This is a genomic window from Pantoea sp. PNA 14-12 (genome assembly GCF_004364735.1).
In the GTDB taxonomy this organism is placed as follows: domain Bacteria; phylum Pseudomonadota; class Gammaproteobacteria; order Enterobacterales; family Enterobacteriaceae; genus Pantoea; species Pantoea stewartii.
Genome location: NZ_SOAJ01000001.1, coordinates 269,598 through 290,011, shown reverse-complemented (window position 1 = coordinate 290,011; position 20,414 = coordinate 269,598). Strand labels below are relative to the sequence as shown.

Below are 20,414 nucleotides of genomic sequence, written 5' to 3'. Positions count from 1 at the left end.
ACAAAAACCAGATTGTCCGCAATCTGGTTTTTTTCTGCAGTCAGAAATAAAAAGTAACACTTCTGTCATTCTGACGCGGTCTTACTCTTTATGAGAAACGCGTTCTGCAGGGGTTTCTTCCGCTGAGGTACGTGCTGCACTGGAATCTTCGTCTTTCATAGCCTTTTTAAAGCCTTTGATTGCGGAGCCCAGATCGCCACCCAGAGAGCGTAACTTGTTGGTGCCAAAAAGCAGTACGATAAGCGCACCGATAATCAGCAGCTTGGCAATACTGATACCTTCCATATTTAACCTTATAATCTGACGAATAACGGTAATGACTATTTAGGCGCAGTTCAGGGGCAACCTCAAGCGGAATCTGTAACAGAGTAAGAAAACGCCCGACGCATTTTATGCGCTACGCTTTGCCCGTTCCCCTGCGCCTCGGGGATCAACGCGCCGGATCCAGCTCTGGCCGGGCAAAGCGACGGTTCTCCAGCACCGGCAGCAGAGCCCGCGCCGCCGCAATGCGCTGTGGGTCCAGATCGGCAACGATCAAAGCAGGCGACTCCGCAGCGCGACTTATGGGTACGCCCAGCGGATCGATCACCATACTGTTGCCAATATTACGTGCGCCGCACTCGCCCACCGCCAATACATAACAGGTATTTTCCAGCGCTCGCGTTCGGGTGAGTAAATCCCAGTGCATCTCTTTTAGCGGTCCTCTGACCCACGCTGATGGCACGACCAGCACGTCAGCACCATCCAGCACCAGACGTCGTGCCATTTCCGGAAACCGCACGTCATAGCAGGTCATCAGCCCAACGTTCATGCCCGCCACGGGCACCAACGGCGGCACGTCCTGACCGGCCTCAACCCGCGCCGATTCCTGCATTGAAAAGGCGTCGTACAGATGCAGCTTGCGGTATTCCGCCAGAATCTTGCCGTCGCGAATGGCCACCAGAACGTTAAAGACTTTATGGCTGTCGCCCGGCACATGCATCCCGAACACGGTCGTCAGCGCCTGCCCCTGGCTGGCGGTCAGTAACTGGGTCAGAAACGGGCCGTTCAGCGGTTGGGCCGCTTCCCGTATCCAGTCAGGGTTGGTCATATCTGTGGCCAGCACGGCCTCCGGTAGCACCAGCAGATCGGCGCTGGCTTCCCGGGCTTGTGCCATCATATTTATACAGGCTTGCGCATTCTCCTGCCATTCCCGTTTAACGACAAACTGACCCAGCGCGACTTTCATTCGTCATCCTCCCTGCCGACAGCAGCCCTGCTGTGGCGCTTATAATGGCTGTAAGGCTTTCACATGGTAGCGTGGTGATTCAACATACCCTTCGCGGCCATAAAACTGGTTGGCTTTAAGGCGTGACGCATGACAATGTACTTCCATGCGATCACAGCCATGTTGCGCCGCCAGCGCTTCAGCCTGCTTAAGCAGCGTCTGTCCCACCCCTTTGCTGCGCTCACCATCGGCAATACAAAAATAGCTGATACGGGCAAAATCACCGGCCAGGGCCAGTTGTGGGATGAAGTGCATAGAGAGAAAACCCAGCACCTGATTACCGTGTTCGGCCACCAGCAGCGTTTCACTGGGATCGGTTATCAACTGGGCAAGGCGCTGTTCAATAAACGACTCTGTGCCGCCATAACCTAATTCACTTAACAGCGCGCTCAACACGAAACTGTCCCTGGCCTGGGCGGGGCGAATATTCATCCTGTCACCTCTTCCTCTGCGATGTAGAAAGGTAGTTATAACCCGATCAGCCCGAAAATGCTGCCTCGGGAGGTTGTTATAATTATGTTACAGGAGCTATCTGTGACTGGTAGCGCAATTTATGCGCTGAAATACCGTCCTGACGGCGGATAAGCGGCTGGCTGGATTAAGAAAGGCAGCAGGAAAGCAGCCGTTCGTGTGGTTAAAGTGAGCAACACCGCAAGCAGGGTTCTCGCCGCCGCAAAAATCAGATTAACGCAGGCATAAAAAAACCCGCCAGAAGGCGGGTTTTTAGAATTCTGACTGTTAACTTACAGACTGATAACGTTAGCAGCAGATGGGCCTTTTGCGCCGTCAGTGATTTCAAACTCTACACGCTGACCTTCAGCCAGAGTTTTGAAGCCATTGCTCTGGATCGCAGAGAAGTGTACGAATACATCTTTGCTGCCATCTTCAGGAGTAATGAAACCGAATCCTTTAGATTCATTAAACCACTTAACGTTACCTTTAATCTTAGACATCTATATTACCTTTACATGAAAAATGGACACTAAACTGTGTCGTCATCTAGTACAGCAATTGCTGAAGGTTTTGTCCAGCCTGATTTGATGAAAAAGTGATAAATATCCATTTTATTTACCCTTCGGTGACTTATTCACTGGCGCGGACAGTTAAAACTGCCAGCGCACCCAGGCAAAATACACGTTCCCGTTGTTATAAGTCCCTGGAATGTAAGTCATTTGAAAGTTCACCGGGCCGTAACCTACTGATGCCAGAGGTAATATAGCCGGGATGGGATAATATCCCCAGTTATCCCTTGCCGTTACCCCAACCGTATAGCCCAGTCCATAATGAAATGCCTGATTAGTGAGCGGGCGCCAGGTCGCTTCCCAGCCATAGCCTGTAAAGGGTTCCCAATGATTAAAGGAGTCTTTGAACGCCATCGCATAAAGGCCATGCCAGTTCCCTTTCTCGTCGTAACGGGAAACGCCACCGCCCGCTCCCCAGGGACGTTCGTTGTAGCGATCAATATGCTCTCTGTCATAGGTCCAACGGTTGTGCCAGGTGATGGCAGGCACATAAAGATCGATGCTCTGCGGTTGTTCCCAGGTTTGCTGAACATTATCGCTAAAGGTGTTCCAGCCGGATTTGATTTGCTGGGTAAATGTGGCGGCCTGGAGGGAAAAAGAGACAAACAGGGCCAAAAAGGGGCCTGAAAAAAGAGATTTATTCACGTCAATGCTACCTGTATCGTTTCGATTAAATTCAGTATTCCACACTGAAACTCAGTAACGGAAAAACGCCTCAATCCCGGATACGTGTCCCTCTCCGGGTATTTTCAGCATGTAATTATCATTCATGTTACGGAAAAGTGGGGAAATTTTAACGTAAAAAATCTGAACACATCCCAAACGGCAAGGGCAAATAGCCGCTTACCTGCCCTTCAGCTAGCGAAACAGCAACTTACAGGCAACCGGGCTTACTGAGAAGCCCGCTAAAATATGGTGTGTCCCTGTCCTACTCCTCTATGAAACCGGGCGCTGATCCTGCTTGTGCGGGCGTACGAGGGCCTTGATGAGAAGAACAGCGATTGCGGCCACAACGTACCTGGGGATGGCACAGCCGGTCGGGATGACGCAGAGATGCAGGCTGAAATACGAAGGGGAGAGAAACAACACACAGGAAAATTTTAGGCATCGGGCACCCGTCTGGATGCCCGTAAAAACACGATCAGAAGATGAGCTTAAACACGCCTGTCAGCGTCAGCAGTCCGACGATAAAAATGATGGCGATGATCCACAAAATTATTTTCATTTCATATCCCTTACCTAATAAAACAATCCCCTGACAGTATAGGCGAGATTTTGCCGTTTGCTTTTTGCCAGCCGTGATCGCATACCGGAAGGCAATAATCGGTTTTAGCGGTTTCTTTCTGTGAGAAGTATCGCATCGCGTGGCTTTAGTGCGGCCTGCCGTTTCGTTTTGCAGATTATTCCTGGCTAAAATTTATGCCGACAGGAAAGCCCGAGAATGTTGACAGTCCAAATGCAGAGCAGGGAGAGACCTTATGAGCAGTATTAATACCAGTATGGGCCGCTACAGCCTTAAGGCAAAGTACAGCGGCGACAAAATCAAAGGTTTTTTCGCCATCAATGATGAAGGCGGCACGCAACTGACCCGACAAGAGTTTGCGGAGCATTACCTTGATGATGTGGTCAACAATGTGATTTATCCGGTTACAGGCGGTAACCGTGAGATTGCCCGCGCACTGCGAGAAGAAATGGTGAAAGCGGGTTTTGAAGATGCAGATTAACCTTTTGGGCCGCCCGTTCTGTGCGGCCCTTTTGTTTTCTACGCTCTGATTTCTATACCACGTAAGAGAGCAACAAACAGCCCACCAGCCCACACACCGAAATAATGGTTTCCAGCGCAGACCAGGAGCGAAGCGTCTCGCCTATCGTCAGGTTAAAATACTCTTTAAATAACCAGAACCCCGGATCGTTAACGTGTGAAAAAATCACACTGCCCGAGCCCACCGCAATGACCATCAGTTCAGGGCTGGCACCGCTGGTCGCAATCAGTGGTGCCACAATGCCGCCTGCCGTAATGGCCGCAACGGTAGCGGATCCGAGTGCAATACGTAACACAGCAGCGATTGACCATGCCATGAAGAGAGGCGACAGATTAGTTGCATGCATCATACCGGCGATGTATTTATCCACGCCGCTGTCCACCAGGACCTGTTTAAAGGCACCGCCGCCGCCAATGATGAGCAGCATCATGGCGATAATCTTGATGGAGTCGCTCAGGGTATCCATGACCTGTTCCATACTGCGACCACGATTCAGACCGAAGGTGAAGATAGCAATCAGCACAGCAATCAGTGTCGCCATGATGGGATCGCCAAAGAACTCAGCATAAGGGAGCAAGGCATGCCCTTTAGGCAGAACCATTTCGGCCACCGCGCGCAGCGCCATCAGTATTACAGGCACAAGCGATGTCCAGACGCTGACCCCAAAGCCCGGCATTTCCGCTTCCGTGAATGTTTTGGGGTTGTACAGGCCTTCCGGAATCGGTTTATCAATGCCTTTCAGGAAACGGGCATAAACCGGCCCCGCAAGAATCACCGTTGGAATGCCCAGTAAGGTGCCAAACAGCAGCGTTTTCCCCATATCTGCGTTGAACAGCGTCGCAATGGCGGTCGGGCCCGGATGGGGAGGCAGAAAACCGTGGGTTACGGACAGTGCCGCGGCCATCGGCACGCCCACAAACAGCAGCGGGACACGTGCTGATGCGGCGACGCTAAACACCAGCGGCAGCATTAAGACAAAACCGACTTCATAAAACAGCGCAAACCCCACGATGAAACCGGTCAGCACAAGCGCCCACTGAATATGCCGCGTGCCAAACTTCGCAATCAACGTAGTGGCAATACGCTGCGCACCGCCGCAGTCGGCCAGCAGTTTACCGAGCATCGCGCCAAAGCCCATAATCAGCGCCAGACCGCCCAGCGTGCCGCCCACGCCATTTTTAATTGAAATAATCACTTTGTTGACCGGCATGCCCTGCATCACGCCCACCGCCAGCGCAACCAGAATCAACGCGATAAAACCATTAAGTTTAAAGCGAATCATCAGCAGTAACAGTAATGCCACGCCAATCGCCACATAGAGTAATGGCATAATTTTTCTCCACCTGATGCCCTGAATGATGTCAGTGCCGCTTGGTTATCGTGATCCCGGAGGACGCTTAAAATCAGGGAAATGTCGTGACATTTATGTTTTGACACACCCTGTTACCGATAACATGTTAAGGGTAACATCCCGACTCGCGCATCACCCCGCCAGGGATGAATTTACGTTTTGCGAAGGTGATCAACTTTTTAACCGACCGCTATCAGAAAGTTTCTTGAGGCCTGACGTTGGGTTTTCGTTACACTCAAAGCTTAGCGAAGAGACAAAAGGATGCGCGGGTGAGTGACAATCTGAGTGAGCTGTACAGCAATCAACATACTCTTTTTGGCCGGGGAAGCCTCAGCAAGCTGATTCCTCTGCTGGCTGCCCAACCCCAGGCCACTCTGCTCTTTTGCGGCCGGTCATTTTTGCAGGGGGAAGCTTATGCACGTATCAAAACCACCCTGAACGATCATATTGTGGGTTATGAAATTGTCAGCCATGAGGCTTCCCCGGCGGATATTGATGGCTGGGTCACCCGCTGGCGAGGGCATGTTGATCGGGTCGTCGCGATAGGCGGCGGAAGCGTACTGGATGCGGCTAAAGCCTTTAGCGCCATGATTCAGCATCCACTCTCCACGGCCCGTTATCTGGAAAAAGTCGGCGATACGGCGGTCAACCCGGTTACCCTTCCCCTCATCGCCGTTCCGACCACGGCGGGCACCGGCAGCGAAGTTACCCAAAACGCGGTGGTGACCGACCAGCAGGATATCCAGATCAAAGCGTCGCTGCGTCATCCGGTATTTGTGCCGCAGGTCGCCATCCTGGATCCCGACTTACTCAAAGGCGCCCCCGATACTGTGCTGGCGACCTGCGGGATCGATGCCTTCACACATCTGTTTGAAGCCTACCTGTCTGGCAAGGGCAACCACTTTACCCGTCAGATGGCCTTGAGTGGGCTGCGTCAGTTTATCCAGGCCTGGCCGGCCTTAAACCAGTTGGATGAAACAGGCGATCGGGCGCGTGAGGCGATGATGATGGCTTCCTGGCTGGGCGGTGTCAGCCTGAGCACTGCCGGTCTGGGCGTGATTCACGGTATTGCGGGCGAGTTGGGGGCGATAAAGCCTTTCCATCATGGCGAAGTCTGCGGCAGGCTGTTATTCACGTTTCTGGACCATCTGGCCGTGAGCCAGCATCCTGAACAACGTCAGTTGATGGCCGACATGCATCAGCAGCTGTTTGGCACGCACACGGACTCTCCGGCACGTGACCTGAAAGCCTGGCTGCAACGTACCGCGATTACCGCATTCTGGCTGGATGGCCCGACGCTGAGCGAAGCGGACGTGGCCTGGATTCTGGCCCGCGCGAACAGTAAAAACAGTCTGATCAGCTACAGTAAAGATGAGATGCACGACATGCTTGTTCGTGCCTGGACCGTCACCGCGTAGCCCACGGGCGGGCGTTTTGCCCGCCCGCATCAGGCCACTACCTCTGCTGCGCTGCCGCTGTATTGAACGGCGCTTCCCCTGCCAGCATCTGTTCAATCACCTGCAGGACACCTTCCTCATTGTTTCCGGGAGCCAAAAAACGCGCCGTTTGCTTTACCCGTTGCGGCGCATTGCGCATGGCGAAGCTGTACCCGGACTGCTGGAGCATTTCCAGATCGTTACCGCCATCACCAAAGGCCAGCACCTGATCGTGGGAAATGTCCCAGCGCTGTGCCAGCAGGTTCAGGCCATTGGCTTTATGCTGACCGGGCACGATTAAATCTACCGAGCCGTGACCGCTGGATGTGGCTGCTGCCGATCCTGCGTGCAGGCGACCAATATCCGCCATTAAAGGCTCGACGTAATCGTCTGACAGATTCAGCGCAAATTTCAGTATCCGATCGTCAGCCACCTCATCAAGCGTACGTATTGGCTTAAGCCGGTGACAGTAGTGACGCATCTTCACCAGCCACGTTTCATCCATTCCCTCAAAATAATAGGCGCTGTTTCGTCCACAAAGCAGATAACGCAGGTCGGGATAGTGTCCGTTTTTCAACGTATCGAGCACGGCATCAATGTCGCTGCGTGAGAACGCGCCACAGAACAGCTCTTCATCCCTGTCGATAATCAATGCGCCATTTTCAGCGACGAAGGCGATCTCGCTGGCGATCTCAGGAAAAAACGACCGCAGTTGGTGGTATTGATTGCCACTGGCGACCACAAACCTGATGTTTCGCTTGCTGAGCTGGTGGTAACAGGCAAGAAAACGGGCGCGGTTGTACTGCTTTTTGTCATCCAGAAAGGTGCCGTCCATATCAACGGCAACCATTTTTACCGTGGTCATCAGAACTCCTTAGCAGGGAAACGTTCAGGATTCACTGTCAGAATAGCCTGATAATGCAGCGCATGTGGCATAAAAAAGGGATGGCATCTGCCATCCCTGTATGGTGATCAATGAAACGCGTTGTTGAGGATGAGTGAGGTGATAATGCCGGTGGCCGCTGCAATCAGCACATAGTTACCATCGATATCCGCCCAGTGCTGCCCTTCCGGTGGCTCTCTCAACCCGCGCTCACGCCAGTCATCGATCCGGTATCTGTCGCCGCAATATTCCCGTGGAACGGGTCGGCCGCGCCGGAATTCATGCCCTTCCCACGCAAACCGATCGTGGTCGTAGTCACGACGCGCATCAGGCGGTGGCGGTCCACCCGGTCCCGGCGGTCCTTCGCGTCGCAGGCCCGGCGGGCCGAAACCATCAGGACCGCGTCCCGGATGATGCCATGGGCCACCAGGACCACCGGGGCCATCCGCCAGTCCCGGCAGGCTGTACAGGGTGCTGTATGCTAAAAGGACACTCACTAAAACTGATTTTATTTTTTTCATGGTACTGCCTCCAGTGTAACGGCGACGACGCGCCGTTATGACTACTATCGGCATGAAGCGTCACAATAAGTATCGCCAAAACTCTTAAAAGTTAGCGTTACGAAATGAGCAATCTTTCGAATTGGTGATATTCTGAGGACATAACACCTAATATGAACATTTTGGTTAAGAAAAAGCCTTAACAAGTAAAGTTAGACTTAGATTCGCCTTGGCCTGTCGCCTAGCTGAGGTTTTGAACATTCCGGCCTGTTACTTTTATACAGTGGAAGACGTTTTAGCTAAAATTAACGCTGATTGGTATGAGACACAAAAACATGACAACTGAAAAATTTGCTGGCGCTGCTGTGAACTTCACTAAAAGCCCGCTTGGAATAATTGCTCTTTTTATTGTTCTAATTTATGGATTAGCTTCTCTGGTTGTAGGATTTTGCACGGATATATCAGGGCAGCTTTTACCACTGATTTACTTTATGACTTATTTTCCAGTTCTCGTTTTTATTGGTTTTTTGTGGCTTGTCGCGAAACATCATAACAAACTTTACGGACCTTCAGATTTTAAAAATGAAGATAACTATCTAAGAGCACAAATGGCAAGTGCTATTTCTCTGGCAGTGGCTGCTGCTAAACGTCAAAATGAAACCATTGATTTAAATTCCGAAGATAGTATCCAGAGATTAACTGAGGCTGTTCTTTATTCTACCAGAAAAGAAAAGCATCAATTATGTACCTACAGAATTTTATGGGTAGATGACCATCCTGAAAATAATTTTTTTGAACGAAAAGCATTTGAAGCCCAAGGTATCGAATTTTCATTAGCCTCATCAACTAATGAGGCATTAAAATTATTAAAAACAAATAATTTTGCGGCTATCATTTCCGATATGGGTCGTAAAGAAGGTTCGCAAGAAGGCTATGTCCTCCTCAAACAATTACGTGAATCTGGACACTCAATACCATTCATGATCTATTCATCATCTGACTCAACCGAGCATAAGAGAATGGCAAAAAGTAAGGGTGCTTTAGGTTCAACAAACCGGGCGGATGAACTATTTACAACAGTAATGGATGCAGTCCGTAATCAAGATAAATCCTGAATAGTAAAATGGGAGTGAAGCTAAACATGCCGCCCTATCAATTAAGGCGCGATTTGCGCCTTAATGAGAAGTAATTAGGGATAGCTGAGCAGCACAGGCGCATCCGGTAATTTAGTAAACTGGCGGATAATGTTGTGGTAATCCGCGGTAGGATCCAGGTCACTAAACTGCTTTGGATAAAGATCTTTTGCCAGAATTTCCATACCAATAATGTTGTAGGGATGGTTATAAAAGTGGTGATAAATCCCGTAGGTCTTTCCCTGTTTCACCGGCTCAATCTGCGCCAGCCCTGTGCGTTTTAGTAATGTGGTAAAAGTGGTGGCGACATCCTGTTTATTCGCCCCGTAGCCCAGCGGCAATACGTTGCTGTTGGACCGTTTCGAGCCGGTCATGATGTAAACGTCCGGCTTCATGGCGATGATCTTCTCCAGCGACACAAAACCGGCATTACCGGGCAGCAGTGACGAGCCAATATTTTTGCCGCCGACCGCCTCAACCAGCCCGCCCCAGCCGCTGTGAGCGTGGGTAAAACAGCAGCTATCGCTGTTACCGGCGATCGGTTCAATAAAGACGGTAGGCTTGTTTTTGACCTGATCGATTTTCGTTTGCAGCGCATGCCAGCGCTGTTGATAAAAATCTGTATAGGCTTTCGCCTCCGCTTCACGGTTCAGCACGCTGCCCAGCAACGTTATCCCTGGCACCGTGTTTTGCTTAGGATGCAGTTCGTCATCGACAAACACGACCGGGATATTCAGGCTTTTCAACGTGGTCAGTACGCCAGATTGCATCAGCGCCGGTTTGGCACGCAGTTGCGCAATCATCAGATCCGGCTTCTGCGCCAGCACGCTTTCAAGGTTTACCTGTCCCTGATCGTTGAATCCCATATCCACAATACTGGCAGCCTGCGGCCAGGTTTTCTCCAGCAGCGCCCACGTTTGCGTGTCCTGCTTTTTGGGCAGATTGTTCCAGGCCACGACGCGTTTGAACGGATTATCACGATCCAGCAACGCCAGCGCCATAATGTCGCGCCCGTCCTGCAAAATGATGTGCCGGGGCTCTTTCTGCAGCGTGATACGCTGGCCATCCATGTCGGTGACGGTGACAGGATACGTCGTTGCCGAACAGACGGTTGAGGCCAACAATGTTGCTGCAAAAATACCGAATTTCATGTTTAGTAACCCTGTTAAGGAATAAGAATTATTCTCGTTAACTTTAACATGCAAATTCGTAAAAAATTTAAAACTTTTTTTAACGAATACGTCTGAAGCCGTGAACGGAGGATCGCTGTCCGGCAGAAACACAGGGCGGCGTTGCCAGCCGCCCGTCAGTCACGCCTGCAAAAGCGAATAGAAAATAGCGGAAATGGCAATCAGCCCACTGGCCACCACAAAGACATTACTGAGCTTGCCGCTGTATTGGCGCATGGCAGGAACACGATGAATAGCGTACATCGGCATTAAAAACAGAATGACCGCAATCACCGGGCCGCCCAGGGTTTCAATCATGCTCAGAATATTAGGATCGAGCGTCGCCACCAACCAGGTCGTCAGCAGCATAAAGCCTGCCGTCAGGCGATTCAGCCGCTGAGGCGCAATCGTCTTGCCCCGGCTACGCAGCGCTTTGTTAACGATGCCGTTAAACCCTTCGCGTGCCCCTAAGTAGTGCCCGAGAAAGGATTTAGCGATTGCGACCATGGCGATTACCGGCCCCGTCCAGGCGATCAGCGGCGCATTAAAATGGTTCGCCAGATAGGACAATATCGTAATGTTCTGAGCTTTCGCTGACCGCAGGTCATCAGGGGACAGGCTCAGCACACAGCTGAACACAAAGAACATGACGGTCAGCACCATTAACAGGTGCGCGCAGGCCAGAATCCGTGAGCATTTTTGCTCAGCCTGCGCGCCGTATTCCTGACGTTTGGCCACCGCAAATGATGAGATAATCGGCGAGTGATTAAAAGAAAAGACCATCACCGGCAGGGCCAGCCACAAGGTGCTCCACAGGTTGCCGCCGCCGCTGTGCAACGTTTGCAGTGCAGCGCCGTGCCAGTGAGGAATCAGGCAGACGGCCATCAACATCAGCACCGCGACGAAGGGATATACCAGCACGCTCATCGCCTTGACAATCATGGTCTGGCCGAAGCGCACCACCGTCATCATGCCGACAATTAACAGCAGCGCCAGCAAGGCACGCGGGGGCGCAGTCAACCCAAGTTGATTGACCATCAGGCTTTCGACCGTATTCGTCATCGCCACGCTGTACATCAGCAAAATGGGGTAGATAGCAAAGAAATAGAGCAGCGTGATCAACCTGCCTGCGCCAGCCCCAAAATGCTCCTCCACCACATCCGTGATGTCGCCCGCCGGATGACTGCCTGACAGCACGAAACGCGTTAAGGCGCGATGGGCAAAAAATGTCAGCGGAAAAGCCAGCAGCGCCATAATTATCAGCGGCAACAGACCGCCCATCCCCGCATTGATGGGCAGAAACAGGACGCCTGCGCCGATTGCGGTGCCGTACAGCCCCAGCATCCAGACGGTATCCGTTTTACGCCAGCCCGTTTCTTCTCTAATGCGGGCAGATTCCAGGGGGCGGGTGTGCGAGGTTTTCATTAGCTTTTCCAGAGTATGCATCAGCCGCAAAGGCGGCCAGTTGCGGGTAAAAGTGTGGCCGTTCTCAGAGGGAACAGATAAACGCGGGCGACAGGAATGCCTCAGGCTGCCGCTGCGTAATCGATTGCGCGTGCGTTTTTTTACACTATCTGACGACCTGAGTTCAAGTAATGCGTCATACCGTGCAGATTCCGGGCGGGTTATGCGCATCATCCCCTACAGAAAAGGCTTTACAGGCCGTGGTTGATTCATGGTTTCACCCCACCGCTCTGCTTACCCGTTTTTCCCTCACTACACTTCAAGCACCCTTACAAATTTTGGCGACGACTGTTGTCGGGCGGGTATCGCCGACCGCGCCGTTGCTGTCCTTCACCGGTTTACAGGAGTCAACTACATGAAAGCCTTAACCTGGCATGGTCCGCATAAAGTCAGCGTTGATAATGTTGCCGATCCCGGTCTGGAAGCGGCCGATGATATTATTCTTCGCGTTACCGCCACGGCTATTTGTGGCTCAGATCTGCACCTGTACCGGGGAAAAATCCCGGGTACGGATCATGGCGACATTTTTGGCCACGAGTTCATGGGCGAAGTGGTGGAAGCAGGTCGCGCAGTGACCGCCGTGGCAAAAGGTGATCGGGTGGTGATTCCGTTTGTGATTGCCTGCGGCGACTGCTTTTTTTGTCATCTGCATCAGTACGCCGCGTGCGAAAACACCAACAGCGGAAGAGGCGCGATCTTAAACCGCAAAAAAATTACGCCACCTGCGGCCCTGTTTGGCTACAGCAAACTGTACGGCGGTATCCCCGGCGGTCAGGCGGAATATGTCCGAGTTCCCAAAGCGAATACCGGTCCGTTTAAAGTGCCTGCAACGCTCCCGGACGAGAAAGTGCTGTTTCTGTCTGATATCCTGCCGACCGCCTGGCAGGCGGTTAAAAACGCTGAAATCAAGCCGGGTTCAAGCGTCGCGATCTTTGGTGCTGGCCCCGTCGGCTTACTCAGCGCCGCCTGCGCCCGCCTGGAGGGCGCAGAACAGATCTATATGATCGATCATAATGACTACCGGCTGGACTTTGCCAGGGAACGTTATGGTGTGATCCCGATTAATTTCGATAAAACTGACGATCCCGCCGCCTGGATCATTGAGCACAGTGCGGGCCATCGCGGCGTGGATGCGGTCATTGACGCCGTTGGTTTTGAAGCCAAGGGCAGCCTGACAGAAACGGTATTAACTAACCTGAAACTGGAAGGCAGCAGCGGGAAAGCGTTACGTCAGTGTATTGCGGCCGTTCGCCGGGGCGGGATTGTCAGCGTGCCCGGTGTGTACGCCGGCTTTATTCACGGCTTCCTGTTCGGCGATGCGTTTGACAAGGGCCTGACCTTCAAAATGGGCCAGACGCATGTTCATGCTTATCTGCCCGACCTGCTCAGCCTCATCGAAAAAGGGCATTTAACCCCGGAAGAGATTGTGACGCACCATATGCCGCTGGAGGATGCGGCACGGGGCTATGCCATCTTTGAAAAACGGGAAGAAGCGTGCCGAAAAGTAATTCTGGTGCCGGGCATGACGCCAACCCAGGCGACGCTGTAGCAAACACGGGCGGGGTTTCCCGCCCGTTACAGGTTAACGGTGCTTCGCCTGGGCGTAGGCCGCATCTAAATCCAGCCGCTGCCAGAATGCCTGATCCGCGCCCGGCCCACCCAGTGGGTAACCGGCGGGTAACGCGCTTTTCACCATCAGCGCACGGCGCTGCTTCGCCGACAGTTGAGGCAAGGCGGTTTCAAGCAACACCTCTGCGCCGTCGGGAACCGTTAACCTGGCCTTATTGCCTGCCACCTTCGGCAGGTTATAGCTCATGGTGAAACGGTAAAACGGCTTCATGCTGCCAGTGCCATAGGGATCATCCTGTCCCGCGGGTTTTGCGCACACCGCTAATGTGGTACCACACTCTTTTTCCAGCGCACTGCGCAGTTGCTGGCGAGCCTCTGCGAATAACGTCCGGTAAGCAGCATCATTCAGATAATGTGCGACGTTATATTGGGCCACCATGCGCGATCCCATCACGTCCAGCGGATAATGTACGCCCAGAACCAGACGCGAATACCCGTAACGCGCGCCCCGTTGCAGCAACGCATCAAAACGTTCCGGGATCATCTCAGCCAGCAATAACGCATCGGTGTAGCCGGTATTGGTATGTCCGCTGGGAAAAGCCCCCCCATCGGCCGTATAAGGCTGGTTATCTTTGATCACCGTGTCATCCGGCACCAGATGAATCGTATTGCCTTTGTGCAGGAAAGGACGTGGATAGTCGAAGTGTTTTTTTGCCGCGCTGGTGCTGACTTCACTGGCTTTTATCAGCGCGGCAGCTTTACTCAGCTCGCCTTTTTCATAGGCCGCAAGAAAAGCTTTACCTAAGCGCGGTCCCAGGGCATCGGCAAGGAAATACAGATAGCTAATCCCTTCGGCGTCCGCCAGCGCCTGACGGCGTTCGCCCTGCGTGGCATTAAGATTAATTGATGTCACTGTGGCCCGGTTAGCGTTTATCACGTTATCCGGCAGCGTACTGAATCCCGATAACAGCGCAATGCCCGCCTGTTGCAGGGGTTGGGTCTGGAAATTGTAGCCACTGGCTTTCAGCCAGCGATAGTCGGCGAGTTTGTCACTTTGTTTCGCCTGTTTTAGCTGGTCACGGCTGAGCGTAGGTGCACCGTTCTGGATGGCCGTGCGCTCTGCCGCCAGCGCCTGCAGTTCAAGCGCATTGAATACCGGACTGGATGAGCCCTGAGACGTTTTGTTCGCCAGCGCACTGGCTTCAGACAACGGGATTGCCTGCGCCTGTTGCGTCATGAACAGCGCCGCCGCAATCAGGGTAATGTGCATTTTCATTATTATTCCTTTTTTCTCTGACCTTGCCGGTTGTCACGCTAGCATTGCTGTATGACAGTTTTATTTCGCAAGCCTGGGCCGCGCGTCAGCCGTCAGTGGCGGGCTTATCTCAGAAATCTGTCGCGCTGCGCCAGCAAAACCGCCCGAACCCGCTACGCTAAGGTAGGCATCGTTCGCGGCCGCGGCCGGGGGCGCGACATGGCCTGTCTCTCGTCGGTTGTCTGCGACTGAAGAATGCGCTGGCGAACGCAGCGTGAGGAGAAAATAAAAACAGAATTGATCGTTGATTCCCGATGCCACATTCATACACTTTCGGGTGGCCAATGCCCGCATCGGCATACGTGCTTATCAAGGGATGTTTACATGAGGTTATCCTATGCGCTTTAAAGGACTTACTATCGGGTTTTTCCTGCTGATACTGGCCATCGCGACGGTGGCTTTTTTCGAGGTATTAGCGCCTTACTTCTCGCCGATTCTCTGGGCTGCCGTGCTGGCCGTGATCTTCCATCCGCTGAAAACGTATTTGCGAGGCAAGCTGGGCGATCGTAACGGGCTTGCCGCCCTGCTGACGCTGTTGTGCATCTGTCTGATCGTCTTTACGCCTTTAGCGATTATTGCGTCATCGCTGGTGGTCGAAGTGAATACGGTTTACCACAAGCTGCAAACCAACTCGGCCCAGTTCCCGGTCGTTTTCGCCGATCTGCTGCAACATCTGCCAGGCTGGGCCAAACATTACCTTGCAGAAAACAACCTGGACAATGCTACGCAGATTCAGCAAAAGCTGTCGGCCTTTGCCCTCAAAGGCGGCCAGTACCTGGCTGGTAGCGCCTTTATCATCGGTAAGGGGACATTCAGCTTCACCGTCGGCTTCGGCATCATGCTCTATCTGCTGTTCTTCCTGTTGAAAGATGGGTCGTACCTGGTCCATCTGATTCTGGAAGCGCTGCCGTTGTCTACCTATGTAAAACATCATCTGTTTAAGAAGTTTGCCGCCGTGTCGCGCGCGACGGTAAAAGGCACGGTCGTGGTCGGTGTGGTACAGGGGATTTTAGGTGGGCTCGCCTTCTGGATTACCGATATTGATGGCAGCCTGCTCTGGGGGGCCTTGATGGGTTTCCTGTCGCTTATTCCTGCCGTCGGCTCCGCTATTATCTGGGTGCCCGCTGCGATTTTCTTCTTCGCAACCGGGGCGTTGTGGAAAGGGCTGTTTCTTGTGGGCTTCTTTGTGGTCATCGTCGGGCTGGTGGATAACATCCTGCGCCCACTGCTGGTCGGCAAAGACACCAAAATGCCTGATTACCTGATCCTGATCGCCACCCTGGGCGGAATGGAAATCTACGGCATCAACGGTTTCGTCATCGGCCCGGTGATTGCTGCCCTGTTCATTGCCTGCTGGAATTTACTGTCCGGACGCGATAACCGCGAAAACATCGAAGAAATCGATGAAGAGTTTATCGAAGAGGGGAAAAAACAGTCTGATACGGCGCAGCAGGATGCCGCAGAAGCAGAGGCGGCAAAGGCCGAAGCCTTACAGGCTAAGACCGTTCCGGCCGACCCCGAACAGAAATAGGGAATAAAAAAACCCACCAGCGGTGGGTTTTTTCTACACAAAAGCGGCTTAGTTGGTCGCTTTGTTTTTCAGGTCTTCGGCACCCTGCTTGGTTTTATCCCAGCCTTTCTCGGTGCCTTCTTTGGTTTTGTGCCAGCCTTTCTGCGCACCTTCAGAGATTTTGCTTGAGGTGGCGTTGCTCTTACCTTCCGCTGCATGCTCAGACTTCAGCTTCAGCTCCTGGCCTTTGTGCTGCGTCTGATGCAGTTTTTCTTTAGCGGTATCTGCGCCTTTATGCGCTTCAGCGACAGTTTCATCCGTTGTGGTAGCAGCGAAAACTGGCGAGGCCAGTAAAACAGCAGACAGTGCAATAATTGCTTTCTTCATCGTAATTCCCTCTTGTGTGAAATTTGTCGTCTTGCGTAATTATCCTGGCACAGGAGACCAAAGAACGATTTAAGAATAGACCTGAAATGAAATATAGCGAACCTGACTGGTTAAAAGGACACCAGAGGTATAATCGTTGCCTATAACAAATCGAGTTGCTGAGGCGACGGGTCCGGTGCCGCAGGATTGCGAACGCGACGTGGAGGAGGGGGGTTGCTGCATAGCCTGGTGAATCCAGTCCATGATCACGGCTACCACATAAGCCTGCTGATTATCAGTCAGCGTCTGATGTTGCGCAATACCGTGCCACTTTGCCAGGCATCCGCGACAGCAGGTCGCCGTCGCATGCTGAGCAATAAAGACCGGATGGCCGCGCATCGGCGTTTGCTTGCCGTCATTCACCGGATGGGCGGCGGACAGACGCTGGTGGATAAACCCGGCGGCGTGCTGTTGCACCCCGGCCTGCCCTTTCGCAAGACAGTAATCGTATTCTTTACGACCCAGACGAAAACGCTGGCGAAAAGGCGAGCGCGACAGACGCGCAAACAGGTCCTCAAACATTGTTCTTCTCTGTCTTAACGATCACGACAACTTTCTTCCTGCCAGATAACGTACGCCCTGCGCGCCAAACGTCTCGCGGTGCGGTTGCCCGGCCTGCAAATGAAAAATGTCGCCTACCTGGTAGGTACGGACACCGTCTTCGGTAAACAGGGTGATATCCCCTTCAAGAATCAGCGCCATCGCCTCAAAAGGATGATCGTGCTGGTCCAGTTCACTGTGGGCTTCACGTTCGACAATGACCGGTTCTGCAAAGCCTTTCTCAGCCAGCAGCGTTCTGAATTGATGTTCTGTCATCGGCATCCTCGTCTGTCATTGGGTTTACTGGCAGTGTAGTCACTCGCGTGCTTTTTTGCCGTTACGTAAAGTAGCGCAAGCAAGGTTGTAACAGAGAATCCCGCATGTGTACTTTCTGCTAATCGTCTCGTTAACACGTCATCTCTTAAACGGATTAAGCATGCCGCACAGGGTAAAGACTGCGCTGTTATTGATCAATCAACGTTCACGCAAGGGCCGCATTGATGCCGCCCGCGCCACAGAACTGCTGCAGCAGGCGGGCATTGATCTGATCCTGCCCGCCCCGGGCGATCGACGTAGTTACCCCGATCTTATTTCTGCTTACGCCCACCATATTGATTGGGTGATTGTGGGCGGCGGCGACGGCACGCTCAATGCGGCAGCGCCGGGACTGATGCGCACCGGGCTGCCGCTGGGGATTCTTCCGCTGGGCACCGCCAATGACTTTGCGCGAACGCTGGGGATTCCCACCCAGCTGGAACAGGCGGTCAGTGTCATTTGCCAGGGCCATACGCGCTCTGTGGATCTCGGTGAGGTCAATGGTCACCTGTTTCTCAACGTCTCCAGTATTGGTTTCTCGGCTGAGCTGGCTCGTAATCTTACGGCACAGGCGAAAAAGCGCTGGGGCGTGCTGGGTTATGCCTTTGCCGCGTTACGCATTCTGCGGCAAAGTCGACCTTTCCGCGCCACGCTGATTCATGGCGGCAAGGCAACCGCCATTAAAACCGTGCAGGTGTCGGTTGGCAATGGGCGCTTTTATGGCGGCGGAATGACCGTACAGCAAAGCGCCGCGCCTGACGATGGCTTGCTGGACGTCTACAGCCTCGAAATCAAACGCAGCTGGCAACTGCTGTTGCTGTTTCCTTCGCTGCGACGCGGCACTCATGGCCGCTGGCGCAATGTCCGCACGTTCAGCACTACCGCTCTGACACTGCAAACGCGTCGGCCACACTTTATTAATGCAGATGGTGAGATCATCGGGCAAACACCAGCCCATTTCCGCCTGCTTAATGATGCGTTGAGGGTGCTGGCTCCCGCCCCCTCCGGCAGGGAAAAGCCTTAAGAGCTTACAGGTAGTGCGGGGCGCTTGCGCATAGCGCTCAGCGCCAGGATGACCAGCCCCAGCCCAATCAGCACCAGGAAGTAGTAATTGAGTAAATGCCAGAGCCCGATGCCGGCGATCCCGCCCGCCAGGAAAGAGAGGATCGTGTAGGTATGCAGCCGCAGGCGCTCAACATAGAGCGGCGCGTCTTTTGGCGACGCCTTACGCCGAAGCACATCAAACAGCATCGCCAGCTCAATTCCAATGTCGGTGGAGGTCCCGGAGACATGTGTCGTTCTGACGCGCGCATTGGAGATGCGGGTCACCACCGCATTTTGCAGGCCCATCAAAAAACTCAGGCTCAGAATCAACAGCGCGCCGGACGACGCCAGCGTGTAATGGGCTTCGGTTATGCCCAGCGCCACCAGCGCCGCACCTTCCAGCAGAATATTCACAGCGTAGATTGTGCGAATCTGCCGTCGGCGTCCGGCATTAATAATCAGCGTCGATACCATCGCGCCAAAAATAAACATGCAGACAATCAGCAGGAAAAAGATGCCCTGATGCACATTGGCTTTGGCCAGATAATCCGACAGTGAGGATACGTTGCCTGTCATATTGGCCGAGAAGAAACCGACTATCTCAAAGGCAGCCGTGTTTAACGCGCCGGCGACAGCGGCAAGCGTGCAGGCAAGACGGCTGTCCGCGATATGCGTCCGTTCGGTTTCCGTGCTGATCAACATAATGTTCACTCAGATACGATGCGATTGGCTCTATCATTCGCTGAGTTCGTTAAGGAAACAAGCGCTAATTCAGCGACGTAGACCTCCGTCTGCCTGACTCTGTTTCACGAGAGGGTAGAAGCTATTACTGTGTCATTCGGCGCGAAGCCGGATGGCCTTTTCGGCTGGCGTGGCCTGTCTCCCTCTGTTCTGCTACTTACCGCCATAGAGAGACTGTTTCGACAACAATGCCGCACCTTATCAGGCTGTGTTCGCGTCTGTTGTGTTGGCCTCTGCTGCCCCGCTTCACGCTGTTCATAGCAACAGCATCAGAGAACATCGTCAGGAGAGCATATTTTATCTCGTCAGATCCGAACGCCGCGATAAAACCCCTCGCTAAAACAGTAATCGCCTCACTTTTCAGCCCGTTGCACCCTACTCTGTGGCAGATCAAGGTACCACGCTGCGCAACGCTTCATGCTTTGCGCTCCCTCCACCGACTCATTTATTAAGAGTATGAAACCGATTTCTAAAGCATTACTGACGTTAACAGCGACAGGATAGCTGGCTGGCAATGTGCTCGCTCAGCCGTTACGCGCACCGCTGCTGGGAAATTTGCAGGCCAGCGCACACCAGCGCTGTGGACAGGACATCACACTGCAACTGCTGAAAACGACCGATAACATCATGCTTATGGGCCTGAAAAACCGGGAAAGTGGCGAAACCGATCTGTTCATGTCCAGCAGCCCGTTTACTGCAGACAATAGCTATTCCCGCTTCGTGCCCGTGAAGTTCGATCAGTTGTCGAAGCACTTTATCGAAACGCATAACGCTGTGCTGGAGGTGATCTGGGGCGCAGCAAAAGACGATAAGAACGTGCTGCGCTATACACTGGCGTTAGGCAGTTACACCTATTCCTGCGGTGCCATTGAGTCCTGGCCGAATGATACGGCAAACCAGTTGTACGGTGAGCCGGATAGCAGCGATGCTGGCACTGCGGCAGAGAAAAAAGCGCTCAGGGAATAG

The 20,414-nt window shown here is 53.1% G+C and carries 21 protein-coding genes and 1 pseudogene; 7 read left to right on the top strand and 15 right to left on the bottom strand.

Going from position 1 to position 20,414, the window contains the following annotated elements:
• Nucleotides 1-81 precede the first annotated feature (81 nt).
• From tatE to pagP, 5 genes are all read right to left on the bottom strand, one after another.
• Nucleotides 82-285: a twin-arginine translocase subunit TatE gene (gene tatE, locus C7434_RS01445; protein WP_006118401.1), complete on the bottom strand. Its 204-nt coding sequence runs from the start codon at nucleotides 283-285 to the stop codon at nucleotides 82-84.
• Nucleotides 286-430: 145 nt separating this feature from the next.
• On the bottom strand, nucleotides 431-1,228 hold the full coding sequence (locus tag C7434_RS01440) for a deaminated glutathione amidase (protein ID WP_033737454.1): 798 nt from the start codon (nucleotides 1,226-1,228) through the stop codon (nucleotides 431-433).
• Nucleotides 1,229-1,267: 39 nt separating this feature from the next.
• Complete coding sequence (locus tag C7434_RS01435) at nucleotides 1,268-1,699, bottom strand: GNAT family N-acetyltransferase (protein ID WP_033737452.1); 432 nt, start codon at nucleotides 1,697-1,699, stop codon at nucleotides 1,268-1,270.
• A gap of 311 nt (nucleotides 1,700-2,010) precedes the next feature.
• Nucleotides 2,011-2,220, bottom strand: a complete 210-nt coding sequence (gene cspE / locus C7434_RS01430) for a transcription antiterminator/RNA stability regulator CspE (protein ID WP_006118399.1) — start codon at nucleotides 2,218-2,220, stop codon at nucleotides 2,011-2,013.
• Nucleotides 2,221-2,370: 150 nt separating this feature from the next.
• Nucleotides 2,371-2,904 carry a lipid IV(A) palmitoyltransferase PagP gene (gene pagP, locus C7434_RS01425; RefSeq protein WP_110267826.1) on the bottom strand — a complete coding sequence of 178 codons (534 nt, stop codon included), beginning with the start codon at nucleotides 2,902-2,904 and terminating at the stop codon, nucleotides 2,371-2,373.
• 863 nt (nucleotides 2,905-3,767) lie between these two features.
• Here pagP and C7434_RS01420 point away from each other — a divergent pair.
• Complete coding sequence (locus tag C7434_RS01420) at nucleotides 3,768-4,013, top strand: hypothetical protein (protein ID WP_006118397.1); 246 nt, start codon at nucleotides 3,768-3,770, stop codon at nucleotides 4,011-4,013.
• Between the two features lie 52 nt (nucleotides 4,014-4,065).
• Here the strand turns inward: C7434_RS01420 and gntT are convergent, their stop codons facing one another.
• Nucleotides 4,066-5,382, bottom strand: a complete 1,317-nt coding sequence (gene gntT, locus C7434_RS01415; protein ID WP_039342906.1) for a gluconate transporter — start codon at nucleotides 5,380-5,382, stop codon at nucleotides 4,066-4,068.
• Between the two features lie 290 nt (nucleotides 5,383-5,672).
• Here gntT and C7434_RS01410 point away from each other — a divergent pair, with 290 nt between their 5' ends.
• Complete coding sequence (locus tag C7434_RS01410; RefSeq protein ID WP_039342907.1) at nucleotides 5,673-6,821, top strand: iron-containing alcohol dehydrogenase; 1,149 nt, start codon at nucleotides 5,673-5,675, stop codon at nucleotides 6,819-6,821.
• A 37-nt stretch (nucleotides 6,822-6,858) separates the two neighbouring features.
• Here the strand turns inward: C7434_RS01410 and C7434_RS01405 are convergent, their stop codons facing one another.
• Nucleotides 6,859-7,704 carry a Cof-type HAD-IIB family hydrolase gene (locus C7434_RS01405; RefSeq protein WP_133745075.1) on the bottom strand — a complete coding sequence of 282 codons (846 nt, stop codon included), beginning with the start codon at nucleotides 7,702-7,704 and terminating at the stop codon, nucleotides 6,859-6,861.
• A 107-nt stretch (nucleotides 7,705-7,811) separates the two neighbouring features.
• Entirely contained in the window at nucleotides 7,812-8,243 is a 432-nt protein-coding gene (locus C7434_RS01400; RefSeq protein WP_033737446.1) for an RcnB family protein, read from the bottom strand.
• 314 nt (nucleotides 8,244-8,557) lie between these two features.
• On the opposite strand from C7434_RS01400, the gene C7434_RS01390 reads away from it, so the two are divergent.
• On the top strand, nucleotides 8,558-9,337 hold the full coding sequence (locus C7434_RS01390; RefSeq protein WP_033737468.1) for a response regulator: 780 nt from the start codon (nucleotides 8,558-8,560) through the stop codon (nucleotides 9,335-9,337).
• A 74-nt stretch (nucleotides 9,338-9,411) separates the two neighbouring features.
• Here C7434_RS01390 and C7434_RS01385 read toward each other — a convergent pair whose 3' ends face one another.
• Both C7434_RS01385 and C7434_RS01380 read right to left on the bottom strand, forming a co-directional pair.
• Nucleotides 9,412-10,506, bottom strand: a complete 1,095-nt coding sequence (locus tag C7434_RS01385; protein ID WP_033737467.1) for an ABC transporter substrate-binding protein — start codon at nucleotides 10,504-10,506, stop codon at nucleotides 9,412-9,414.
• A 159-nt stretch (nucleotides 10,507-10,665) separates the two neighbouring features.
• The gene (locus C7434_RS01380) at nucleotides 10,666-11,949 is read right to left on the bottom strand and encodes an HAAAP family serine/threonine permease (protein WP_033737444.1); all 1,284 of its coding nucleotides are present in this window, start codon (nucleotides 11,947-11,949) and stop codon (nucleotides 10,666-10,668) included.
• A 394-nt stretch (nucleotides 11,950-12,343) separates the two neighbouring features.
• Between C7434_RS01380 and C7434_RS01375 the strand changes: the two genes are divergently transcribed.
• Nucleotides 12,344-13,537 carry a zinc-dependent alcohol dehydrogenase gene (locus tag C7434_RS01375; protein WP_054634334.1) on the top strand — a complete coding sequence of 398 codons (1,194 nt, stop codon included), beginning with the start codon at nucleotides 12,344-12,346 and terminating at the stop codon, nucleotides 13,535-13,537.
• Between the two features lie 33 nt (nucleotides 13,538-13,570).
• On the opposite strand, the gene C7434_RS01370 is transcribed toward C7434_RS01375, so the two are convergent.
• Nucleotides 13,571-14,833, bottom strand: coding sequence for a phosphatase PAP2 family protein (locus C7434_RS01370; RefSeq protein WP_033737442.1), 1,263 nt, complete (start codon nucleotides 14,831-14,833; stop codon nucleotides 13,571-13,573).
• A gap of 376 nt (nucleotides 14,834-15,209) precedes the next feature.
• Between C7434_RS01370 and C7434_RS01365 the strand changes: the two genes are divergently transcribed.
• Nucleotides 15,210-16,403, top strand: a complete 1,194-nt coding sequence (locus tag C7434_RS01365; RefSeq protein ID WP_033737441.1) for an AI-2E family transporter — start codon at nucleotides 15,210-15,212, stop codon at nucleotides 16,401-16,403.
• Nucleotides 16,404-16,451: 48 nt separating this feature from the next.
• Here the strand turns inward: C7434_RS01365 and C7434_RS01360 are convergent, their stop codons facing one another.
• The 3 genes and pseudogenes from C7434_RS01360 to C7434_RS01350 form a co-directional block, all read right to left on the bottom strand.
• Nucleotides 16,452-16,769 (bottom strand): hypothetical protein, encoded by a 318-nt coding sequence (locus C7434_RS01360; protein WP_033737439.1) that lies wholly within the window; start codon nucleotides 16,767-16,769, stop codon nucleotides 16,452-16,454.
• Between the two features lie 140 nt (nucleotides 16,770-16,909).
• Nucleotides 16,910-17,330: pseudogene (locus tag C7434_RS01355) on the bottom strand (DUF4186 domain-containing protein).
• 21 nt (nucleotides 17,331-17,351) lie between these two features.
• Complete coding sequence (locus tag C7434_RS01350) at nucleotides 17,352-17,624, bottom strand: cupin domain-containing protein (RefSeq protein WP_033737438.1); 273 nt, start codon at nucleotides 17,622-17,624, stop codon at nucleotides 17,352-17,354.
• A 160-nt stretch (nucleotides 17,625-17,784) separates the two neighbouring features.
• Here C7434_RS01350 and C7434_RS01345 point away from each other — a divergent pair, with 160 nt between their 5' ends.
• Nucleotides 17,785-18,687 carry a lipid kinase gene (locus C7434_RS01345; RefSeq protein ID WP_039342915.1) on the top strand — a complete coding sequence of 301 codons (903 nt, stop codon included), beginning with the start codon at nucleotides 17,785-17,787 and terminating at the stop codon, nucleotides 18,685-18,687.
• On the opposite strand, the gene C7434_RS01340 is transcribed toward C7434_RS01345, so the two are convergent.
• Nucleotides 18,684-19,409 carry a YoaK family protein gene (locus C7434_RS01340; protein WP_054688006.1) on the bottom strand — a complete coding sequence of 242 codons (726 nt, stop codon included), beginning with the start codon at nucleotides 19,407-19,409 and terminating at the stop codon, nucleotides 18,684-18,686. The two genes, C7434_RS01345 and C7434_RS01340, sit on opposite strands and share 4 nt — an antisense overlap.
• A 555-nt stretch (nucleotides 19,410-19,964) precedes the next feature.
• On the opposite strand from C7434_RS01340, the gene C7434_RS01335 reads away from it, so the two are divergent.
• Nucleotides 19,965-20,414, top strand: a complete 450-nt coding sequence (locus C7434_RS01335; RefSeq protein WP_243835872.1) for a hypothetical protein — start codon at nucleotides 19,965-19,967, stop codon at nucleotides 20,412-20,414.